The organism is Phyllobacterium sp. (assembly GCF_037994405.1).
In the GTDB taxonomy this organism is placed as follows: domain Bacteria; phylum Pseudomonadota; class Alphaproteobacteria; order Rhizobiales; family Rhizobiaceae; genus Phyllobacterium.
Genome location: NZ_JBBNAN010000467.1, coordinates 1 through 9,538, shown reverse-complemented (window position 1 = coordinate 9,538; position 9,538 = coordinate 1). Strand labels below are relative to the sequence as shown.

The window sequence follows — 9,538 nt, the reverse complement described above, 5'->3', positions numbered from 1 at the left end:
CAAGCACGAACGAACCCAGTGGATACAGAGCTTGAGCCTTCAGACGACCGACCCTGCCGAAGAATAGAAATGCTTAAACCCGCGCCCCTCGTTGCCGAAAGTGATGATGCTTGCCTGCCCCTGACAGATGCGAGAGAGGCGACCGGTGGTGACGCCATCATTCGTAATGATGGGGTCATCGGTTCGAATCCGGTAAGCTCAACAATAAATTCAAGCACTTAGCCAGTACCCCAGTTTGCCGAAAATCGGTGGCGGCAATTTTTGGCGGCCACTTTCAGCTTTCTGGCCAGCAAAAAAGCCCCGAAAGCATGTGCTCTTGAACATGTCCGACATTGAGAATTCGTCCCGGACTTGACACGGCGCTCCTGTTAAGGCCGCATATGCGACCGACGGCAATATTGTCGCTTCTCAACGTAAAGAGAAAACGGGGTGGCGAAAAAATTTGATCTCGCCTTTCTGGCGAAGAAGATGGACCAGCTGCTGACCGAGTTCGGTTCGCTGAGGGATGAGGTGATTGTTCTCTCAGCCATGGTCAATCGCATTGATAGCATCGTCGACGGTTAAGAACGGAAATCCGCGCGGTACATGCGCAAAGCTCGCATCTTGATGACCGGTTGCGCAAACTGGAACACGAGCGGATTTGATCCCGGCTGGCGCAATGGCCTTGCGTTTAACCAGAAGCAGGTGCGGCTAACACGAGAAAAGTGTCTTCCGCGTGTTTGTTGTTCAGGAAGATTGCGCGACGACGACTCGATCCTAGGTTTAGCGTGGGGCTTTGCTGCGGCACCCATCTGCAGCGCAATTGGCTCGCTATTCATCGTCGCCTCGGTATTGTCACGGCGAAGCTGCTGATCAAACCAAGGCTGCCTTGGCGGTTAAGGCGGCACCGGGCTAGGAAACATAGGTTTCAAAAACGGACTCCCTGTGAAACGAGAGATATATGAGCTGGTCCGCTCGAAAAGGCCCGCAATTCCGTGATCGATCAATTCCCCATTGAAGTAACATTGAGTCCCCGATGCCGCTGCCGACCAGCATAGTCCCGTCATCAAGGAAGCTGATATATCCTTTGTCAAACAAATGATCGACATGTGGACTGAGAAGCAATCCATTGTTGCCGTCAATCTTCTCAAAGTCACTACATGCGCGCCAGGGCTTGATGTGGCTTGCCCTGAGATGCCGAAGTTTGCGAACGCCCGTTACTCGGCACTCGACCTCGAACTGTTCTAAGTTCTGGCGATATATCCCTTGACCTCGGCGAGCCCAGACAAGTTGGAGCTTCTGCGTCTCACCAATATCGGTTCTATTGTTGATTGTCTGTACGACGGTTTCTTCTTCAAGGATGGTCGCTTGCACTATCTGCTCAGCGGTGAGCACCAACTTAGGAGCTATGATATCCCATTGTTGACCTATCAAATAGATCAGAGCATTTGCCATCGGTGATGGTATGGACGCGAGGTACGCTCCTTGATTGCCGTCTCCAGATATTTTGATAGGCGAGTACCTGTTGGGAAGGGTGGGCCCAATTATTCCCATAAGATCCTTGGGACGAATAGGCGTCTGCAAGCGCGTAAACTTTACTGGCAATCGCCATCCCGTATCCTTCCACGGGCTCCCCGCTGTCCCAAATTCCTCGGGCTTTGGAGCCAAACATGCTGGCGCTTCGCAAACGCCCACGGCCTTGATTTTCGCATCGGCGAAAGAGAAGACGATATCTCCGGGTCGGACGCGTTTCATATTCTCATAGAACTCGCTCCGCCCTCCGTTCGACTGGGTAAGCGGTGACCACAGGTAATTGCCCCCGACCTCTTGAGAGAATGTCTGCTTGTGATTGACCCACCAATAGGCAGGAGAAGCATCAAGCAACAACGAACCGTCAATTTCAAAGCCAAGACGTTCGAGTAGCTGCGCAACCGTAGCATCGCCCCCGCTAAACTCTGCTGCTTTCAAAGGCCCCGCGGCACTGTCAGCGTATCCACGTGCAGCACCGACGACTGCTTTAGAATCGTATTCCTTTCCCTCGAAGCGGAGGAAGTAGGATCGGGCTTTTCGATATCCATAGCGCTTTAGGAACGCGGTACGTCCCAACTCATCGTATTCGGCGATCGCGCGAAGGACAGCTTCCCGAGTTATCTGGCTTATTGGCATTTATTGACATCAATTGGAGCGGTGTGAATCGGACAGATAAGATTGCATAGCAGCCAGTTATGAACAATCGACCATCGGTTAATTGAAATGCTAAATGGCATTGGTTGCCTCGATCAGATTTACTCTAATACCATTCTTGGCCAGGCCCACGCTGTCTAGACGCTCACACAGACGAGGATCGCTGTGGATCACAATCAATTCCACCAATCATTATTGAAGGGTGCGGTTCTCCAACTCTGCCACCGCAATGCGCCATGCCAATTCAAGTGCCTCATCGGCCGCAGCCAGATCGCCATGTTTCTTCGCTTCCATCGCCACTGCCGTTAGCTCGGAGATAAGCCGGGCCCTAGTGATCGGATAGGCGCGTGTCGCTGTTTTAGGGTTCGTCATCGAGGAGGATCTCACAAGGCAAGCATGTAGGGGCCGCCGTCATTGCGGGCAGTTCGGCGACGGGTTTCTCGGCAACAAGAGCCTGCGGGTTTTCCGCCCGGATCTGCTTGAGGAGCGTTGTGGGTCTGCTGGGCTTGGGCAGCCGGAGCGGCGTGGAGAACTGCGCCGTCCATTCTTCCTGGGTGAGTTCAAGCACTTTTGTCGGCAACGGCGCCGGCTTGTGGGCGATCTCAAGCTGCCGTGCAGCCTCAAGTCCGAGCAGCCGGGCCTGCTGATGAGGAAGCCGCCACGGCCGAGTCGTGCCATAAGCCGCCATGGACTGCCGTAGCTGCCACCGCTCTATCAACGACCGGACTCGTGTCGGCATTGTCTTCAGCGATTGTCCGCCGATACCCAGTCGATGGCATAACCGTTCGTTTTGAGCATCCCGTTTCGATAGTCGCCCGCCGCACCTGTGCGTCCGACTAGTCGTGCGAATATCACGGAAGCCGATCGTGATTTGGAAGAACTGGGGTAGCCGGCCTGCAGTCATAGTTCAGCACGATTCGGAGAATTGCGAGGCCACAGCATTTTTCGGGGTCAAGCGACACGGCTCGTTGAGCAGCCGAAGGCGGTTCGATGCGATTGCCGGTTTTCGGTTACGCGCCGAGTTGCATATGTTAGAATAAAAATAGCGCCCAACGGGCGCCCGGGGGCCAGTTTCCGATAGCCGCCTCGGTTCGGAACGCGCCCCTCCGAGGGGAGGGTGTCATGACGTGCTGGGTCAGACGAATTGCAGTCGCCGTGCTGCTGGGGTTCGGCGCGGTCTCGCTCACGGGCATCGTGGCCCACGCCGAGCCGGGGGTCTTCGACGACCGGATCGTGTTCGGGCAATCGGCGGCCTTCGACGGGCCCGCAGCGGCGTTGGGTCTCGGCATGCGAGAAGGAATCCTCGCCTCCTTCAACGAGGCCAATGCCACCGGCGGCGTCAACGGTCACAGGCTCGAGCTGGTCTCCTACGACGACGGCTACGAGCCGGAAAAGGCGATCGCCAACACCAAGCGTCTGATCGACGAGAATGGCGTGTTCGCACTCGTCGGCGAGGTGGGTACGCCCACGTCCAACGCGGTGCAACCGATCGCCACGGAAGAGGGAGTGCCGTTCATCGGGCCGTTCACGGGTGCCGCCTTCCTGCGCAACCCGTCGCTCGGCAACGTGATCAATATTCGCGGCTCGTATGACCAGGAGACGGAGGCCTGGATCGAACACCTCACCAAGGACCTCGGCGTGTCGCGGATCGCCATCCTGTACCAAGACGACACCTTCGGTCGCGCCGGGTACTCGGGGGTCGCTAAGGCGATGGAAAAGCGCGGCATGAAACTGGTCGCCGAAGGCACTTACGAGCGCAACACGACCGCGGTGAAGACGGCGCTGCTGGCGATTCGCAAGGCAGATCCCGAAGCCGTCGTCATGGTCGGCACCTACAAACCGTGCGCGGAGTTTATCAAGCTTGCGCACCGGCTCAAGATGAACCCCGTGTTCGTCAACATCTCATTCGTCGGTGCCAACGCCCTCGCACAGGAACTCGGCGCGGACGGGAAAGGCGTGATGGTGACGCAGGTCGTGCCATTCCCCGGCGACATGAGCCTCCCGCTCGTGGCCCGGTACCAAAAGGCGCTCAAGGCCGCGAATCCCGACGCGCAGATCGGATTCGTCTCACTCGAGGGATACATGGTCGGCCGACTGGTCGTTGAGGCCTTGGAAAAGGTGAAGGGCCCGGTTACGCGGGCGGGGCTGCTCTCGACCATCAAGGAGGTCGGCACGTTCGACCTGGGCGGCATCACGCTGTCCTATGGGCCGGACGACAACCAGGGCATGAACCAGGTCTTTCTCACCGTGATCCAGGCGGACGGCAGCTTCAGGCCGATTGACCGCATGGAGCGTTGACGTGGCCAACGGGCGGACAGGGTGTCGCCTCTCCACTGAGCAAACCCGCTCCGGTCGACGGCATGCCCTTATGAATGGAGCGGACCAGGAGCCTTCTGGGGCGGCCCAAGTCGAAGCGCGTACTTCGAACTTAGCCGCCGCGGGTCGCCGGCATGACGGCAAGGCGACCCTTGGCATCAAGGCCAAACTGTTCCTGGCGTTCGGTGGCATGGCCCTGTTGACCATCGGCGCCAGCGCGGTCGCGTGGTACGCCTTCACCGACATCGACAGGTCGGTCACGCGGATTACCGCGGAGAGCGTCGTCGGCATGGCGGCATCGCACCAGCTCGCCGAAAAGAGCGCTGAGATCACGGCGACGGCTCCAGCCCTGATCGCGAGCCGCAGCGAAGAGGAGCGGGCTCAGGAACAGGAGAGGCTCGTTCGGAGGCTGAATGAAATCTCCGCCGTGACCAAAGGGTTGAAGGTCACGGGCGTGGCGGAGGCAAAGTTCGTGAATCTGATCGAGATCGAAGGCAACATCGCAACCGAGCTCAAAGCGCTGGACGGCGCCGTCGCGCAGCGCCTGCGATTGAGCGCGCAAAGGGAGACAGCGATCGCCGATCTTGCTGTCGTACAGACCAAGTTCCAAGATACTCTGGAGCCTTTGGTGGACGACGCCGGCTTCAACCTCGTGACCACCAGCGAGGACGTAACGGCCAAGAGCAAGGAGGCGATCACGGGCCTGATCGAGGGCGGGGTAAATAACTTGCAGGCGCTGCTGACACTGCGCGCCGATGGCAATCTGGCGGCGGGTCTGCTGGGTGAAGCGGCGCACGTCGACGATCCGGTCTTGATCCAGCCTATCCGCGAGCGGTTCTCGGCGGCGGCGGCAGCGATTGAGAAGAGTCTCGAGGCGTTGCCTCAGTCGCCCGAGAACGAGCGGTTGCACGAGGCGAGCGAAGCGCTGATTGCGCTCGGCGCCGGCGCGGACAATGTTTTCGAGGTCCGGTCGCAGGAGCTCCGCGCCCCCACCGAGACGCGGCACTCACTCCAGGTCAAGCGCGAGGGGGTGGCGGCGGCGGTGGAGGTGGCGCACCGCACCCTGCTCGAGACTCTGGCACCGATGGTGGACAACGCCGGCTTCGACCTCGTGACCACCAGCGAGGACGTGACTGCCAAAAGCACGGAAGCGATCACCGGGCTGATCGAGGGCGGCGTGAGCACCTTGCAGGTGCTGCTGACGTTGCGCAGCGAGGGCAACCTGGCGGCGGGCCTGCTGAACGAGGCCGCCGGCGTCACCGACCCCAGTTCACTGAAGCCTCTCCAGGAGCGATTCGTTGCTGCCGCGAGCCGCGCGGAAAAATTGCTCACGCAGCTTCCCGCCGCGGTCGACGACGGTGCACTCAAGGACCTCACGGAGAAGCTGATCGCGTTCGGCACGTCCGCAGGAAATATCTTCGATTTGCGACACGAGGAGCTGCATCAGATTGCGGCTGCTCAGGCGTCCTTGCAGGCCGACAACGCGCTCGTCCTGCGTCTCGACAAAGAAGTGGCGGAACTCGTCCTGGCCGCCCGGGGCAACAGTGATGCAGCGGCGGCTCGCACCGCTCAAGCCATCCGCAATGGCCGACTTCTGCTTCTCCTTATCACTGCCCTATGTGTCCTGGGGGCAACCCTGATCGCCGTGCTATATGTGGTGCCCCGAGTCGTAAGGCCTATTGAGAATATTACCGCTGCGATGAGCGGCCTGGCCGCGGGCGACACGTCCATCGATGTGCCGGGTCGCGACCGCAGAGACGAGATCGGCCGAATGGCCGACGCACTCGGCGTCTTCCGCGACACGGCTATCGAGGTTCAGAGGTCGAACCAAATGGAGATTCGCGAAGGACGCCGGCGGTTGGCGGTTGCGATCGAGAGCATCTCCGAGGCCATCTCACTCTACAATCGCGAAGATCGCCTGGTCATTTGCAACGACAAGTACCGAACGCTGCTCTATCCTGGCGCCCCTGCAGAGATAACGCCCGGGATGACGTTCGAAAGCATTGTCCGACGCGCCGCCGAGCGCGGCTATATCAAGGACGCTGAGGGCCGCGTAGACGAGTGGGTCCTGGAACGGATCGCCCGTCATAGAGAACCGAGCGAACCGCATGTCCAGCAGCGCGGCGACGGTCGCTGGATCCTGGTCAGCGAGCGCAAAACCGACGACGGCGGCACGGTGGCCGTCTATTCGGACGTCACGGAGTTGAAGCAGCGTGAGAACCAGCTTGCGGAAAAGTCGAAGGCTTTGGAGCAGCTCTCGAACCAGCTCGCGAAATACCTATCGCCCCAGGTATACCAGTCGATCTTCACCGGAAAACAGGAAGTCAAAATCGCGAGTCGACGGAAAAAGCTGACCGTCTACTTCTCGGATATCGCTGGCTTCACCGAGATGACGGATCGGCTGGAGTCCGAGGACTTGACCCGGCTGCTGAACCACTACCTGACCGAAATGTCCCAAATCGCCCTTTCCTATGGAGCGACGATCGACAAGTACGTCGGCGACGCCATCGTCATCTTCTTCGGCGATCCGGAGACGCGCGGAGTCCAGGAGGACGCCCTCACCTGCGTCGGGATGGCCATCGCCATGAGGACGAGGATGCATGAGCTGCAGGGCGTATGGCGGGCGTCGGGCATCGAAAAGCCCCTCCAGTGCCGGATCGGAATCAACACGGGGTACTGCACCGTCGGCAACTTCGGCAGCGAGGATCGGATGGACTACACCGTCATCGGCGGCGGCGTGAACCTGGCCTCCCGGCTTGAGGCTGCGGCCACGCCGGGCGAGATCCTCATATCCTATGAGACGTATGCGAACGTGCGGCACCGGTTCCACTGCGAGCCGCGTGGGCAAATCTCGGTCAAAGGCATCGCCTACCCCGTTGCCACTTATCAAGTCGTCGACACCTATGAGAACCTCGGCGCGGAGCGCCTGTTCATCCACGAGGACCGCCCGACTCTGAGACTCGACCTCGATCTGGGGACGATGTCCGACGATGACCGCAACCATGCGGCCAGCGTGTTACGCGAGGCCTTGGATCGGCTGTCTGAGCTCGACCGAGCCACGGCCTCCATGGCGGGTTTGATGGACAAGACCGGGAAGTTGGGAGCGCCCAGGATCGAAGGGACGGATCCCGTTGGCGGCAAGAGTGCTCCTGCCCTGTATTTCGGCACGACCAAGATGAACAACTCTTTTGATGTCGTCGACAGGGTCGCGACAGAATACGGCGGATACGCGACTCTCTTCGTGAAGGCCGGGGACGAATACGTGCGCGCAGCAACAAACGTAAAAAAGGACGACGGCTCACGCGCGATCGGAACCGTGCTAGACCCAAATGGCTTGGCGATCGCTATGATCAATAAGGGCGAAGCGTACTACGGAAAGGCGACCATCCTGGGCAAACCCTACGTCACGGGCTATGAACCGATCCGGGACGCCGCGAAGAATGTCATCGGCATCTACTTCGTCGGCTACAGGAAGTAACGTGGTCTTTGCGCCGGCTGCTTGAGCGCCCCATGCGACGTCCGCCGATGATCGGAGTCATGCGGCTGCCCTGTTGCGCGAGGCTTTGGACCGACTGTCCCCGCTCGACCGAGGTACCACGTTGGGGCCAATGGGAGAGGAAGCGGCCGCGCCCGTGCCGGAAGCCCTCCAAAGGTAGGATAGTGCCGGGCTGGCACAGGAGAACGGTCACGCCCCTTTGGGCATCCTCGATGCCATCGCGGCGCGAACCTTTCCGGGAATGGGACGGCGTCATTTTCGATATCCACCGCACCGACATACCGGCCCGGTGTCAATACATAGTTATGATCCCCAATCTCTTCGCGCTTCACAGCTTTGCAAAAGCCGGGTAGGTCTTCATATCCCTTACCTTCGCGCCATGCGTGATAGCTTGCGGCAATTTTCGCTACGTCCTGGTCTGAGAACTCCTTACGGGTGCGGTCCACCAGCGTCCCGAGCTTACGAGCGTCGATAAAAAGCACTTCGCCGCGTCTGTCGCGCATCTTGCCGCCGCCGGGGTTCTTGTTGCGGGCGAGAAACCACAGGCAGGCCGGATCGCTCACGGCATAACGGCGTACCCGCTCGTCACGGCAATTGGGCGCGTTGGTCCGATCGAGAAGGCGGCCGACAGCAACCTCGTGCCAATCCCCCAATCCTGCATCGCAAGGAACTCCTGCTCGATCCCGAAGACGGACGCATTCCGGCGTTTGCCGCGGTCACGCGGCTCGCGGAGGAAAAAGGGCTGTTTGCCGATACGAAGAAAATCGGCACCCGGATCGCCTGGACGGCGCTTCTTGCGGACGCGGGCCTGCGTGAGGAAGGGGCGAAGCTCGTACTGGCGGGCGCGGCCAGCATCGACGTGTCCCGGGAAAAGACCGCGATACCCCGTTACGCCCTCTCCGCGCCCGTCGCGGCCATAATCGAAACGGGAATGATGACAAGGGAGGACGAACTCTTCGACTATGGGTGCGGGCTAGGTGACGATGTGGCGATCCTGTCGGCAGAAGGCTACTCAGCATGGGGATGGGATCCGAACCATCGGCCGGACGGGCGGCGCGCTAGCGCGGATGTCGTCAACCTTGGTTTTGTCATCAACGTGATCGAAAGCCCGCACGAACGAACCGAAACCCTGAAGGATGCCTGGCGCTTTGCTAGAAAGGGTCTGGTGGTCAGCAGTATGCTGACAGGTAAAACCGACGTATCGAACCACAAGCCGCATGTTGACGGCTATCTGACTTCGCGCCAGACCTTCCAGCGATACTTCTCACAAAGCGAGCTCCTGCAGTTCGTGTCCGAGACAGTCGGGGAGCAGGCCACGTCACTAGGCCAGGGGATCGTCGGCGTCTTCAGAGATAAGGACCTAGAACAGCGCGTGCGGTTTCAGAAGCGTTCGCGCGCCGCCTACCTCACCCGTCGCATCCTCCCGCGTGGGCCATTGCGCCAACGACGAGAAAAGGCTGCTCCACGCGCGTCCCTGATGGAGCGTATCCATGTCGAAACCGCCGCGATTTGGGAAACCGCGCTGGTACTTGGACGGATGCCGACCGCAGACGAGATCGATGT

At 59.8% G+C, this 9,538-nt stretch carries 8 protein-coding genes and 1 tRNA gene; 5 read left to right on the top strand and 4 right to left on the bottom strand.

The features are described from left to right. Window positions 1-130 precede the first annotated feature (130 nt). Both AAAC48_RS25875 and AAAC48_RS25870 read left to right on the top strand, forming a co-directional pair. Window positions 131-202 (top strand) — tRNA-Thr (locus AAAC48_RS25875). A 227-nt stretch (window positions 203-429) separates the two neighbouring features. Then, window positions 430-564, top strand: a complete 135-nt coding sequence (locus AAAC48_RS25870; protein ID WP_340656948.1) for a hypothetical protein — start codon at window positions 430-432, stop codon at window positions 562-564. A gap of 327 nt (window positions 565-891) precedes the next feature. On the opposite strand, the gene AAAC48_RS25865 is transcribed toward AAAC48_RS25870, so the two are convergent. From AAAC48_RS25865 to AAAC48_RS25855, 3 genes are all read right to left on the bottom strand, one after another. Beyond that, window positions 892-2,145: an HNH endonuclease gene (locus AAAC48_RS25865; RefSeq protein WP_340656947.1), complete on the bottom strand. Its 1,254-nt coding sequence runs from the start codon at window positions 2,143-2,145 to the stop codon at window positions 892-894. Between the two features lie 210 nt (window positions 2,146-2,355). Beyond that, window positions 2,356-2,535 carry a hypothetical protein gene (locus AAAC48_RS25860; RefSeq protein WP_340656946.1) on the bottom strand — a complete coding sequence of 60 codons (180 nt, stop codon included), beginning with the start codon at window positions 2,533-2,535 and terminating at the stop codon, window positions 2,356-2,358. Further along, the gene (locus AAAC48_RS25855; protein WP_340656945.1) at window positions 2,522-2,902 is read right to left on the bottom strand and encodes a hypothetical protein; all 381 of its coding nucleotides are present in this window, start codon (window positions 2,900-2,902) and stop codon (window positions 2,522-2,524) included. Before AAAC48_RS25855 ends, AAAC48_RS25860 begins: the two co-directional genes overlap by 14 nt. 383 nt (window positions 2,903-3,285) lie before the next feature. Here AAAC48_RS25855 and AAAC48_RS25850 point away from each other — a divergent pair, with 383 nt between their 5' ends. Both AAAC48_RS25850 and AAAC48_RS25845 read left to right on the top strand, forming a co-directional pair. Further along, window positions 3,286-4,461: an ABC transporter substrate-binding protein gene (locus AAAC48_RS25850; RefSeq protein ID WP_340656944.1), complete on the top strand. Its 1,176-nt coding sequence runs from the start codon at window positions 3,286-3,288 to the stop codon at window positions 4,459-4,461. 70 nt (window positions 4,462-4,531) lie between these two features. Further along, window positions 4,532-7,957, top strand: coding sequence for a Cache 3/Cache 2 fusion domain-containing protein (locus AAAC48_RS25845; protein WP_340656943.1), 3,426 nt, complete (start codon window positions 4,532-4,534; stop codon window positions 7,955-7,957). On the opposite strand, the gene AAAC48_RS25840 is transcribed toward AAAC48_RS25845, so the two are convergent. Beyond that, entirely contained in the window at window positions 7,945-8,628 is a 684-nt protein-coding gene (locus AAAC48_RS25840; RefSeq protein ID WP_340656942.1) for an N-6 DNA methylase, read from the bottom strand. The two genes, AAAC48_RS25845 and AAAC48_RS25840, sit on opposite strands and share 13 nt — an antisense overlap. A gap of 206 nt (window positions 8,629-8,834) precedes the next feature. Between AAAC48_RS25840 and AAAC48_RS25835 the strand changes: the two genes are divergently transcribed. Further along, window positions 8,835-9,538: DNA phosphorothioation-associated putative methyltransferase (locus AAAC48_RS25835; protein ID WP_340656941.1), on the top strand; the 704-nt coding region annotated here is incomplete at its 3' end.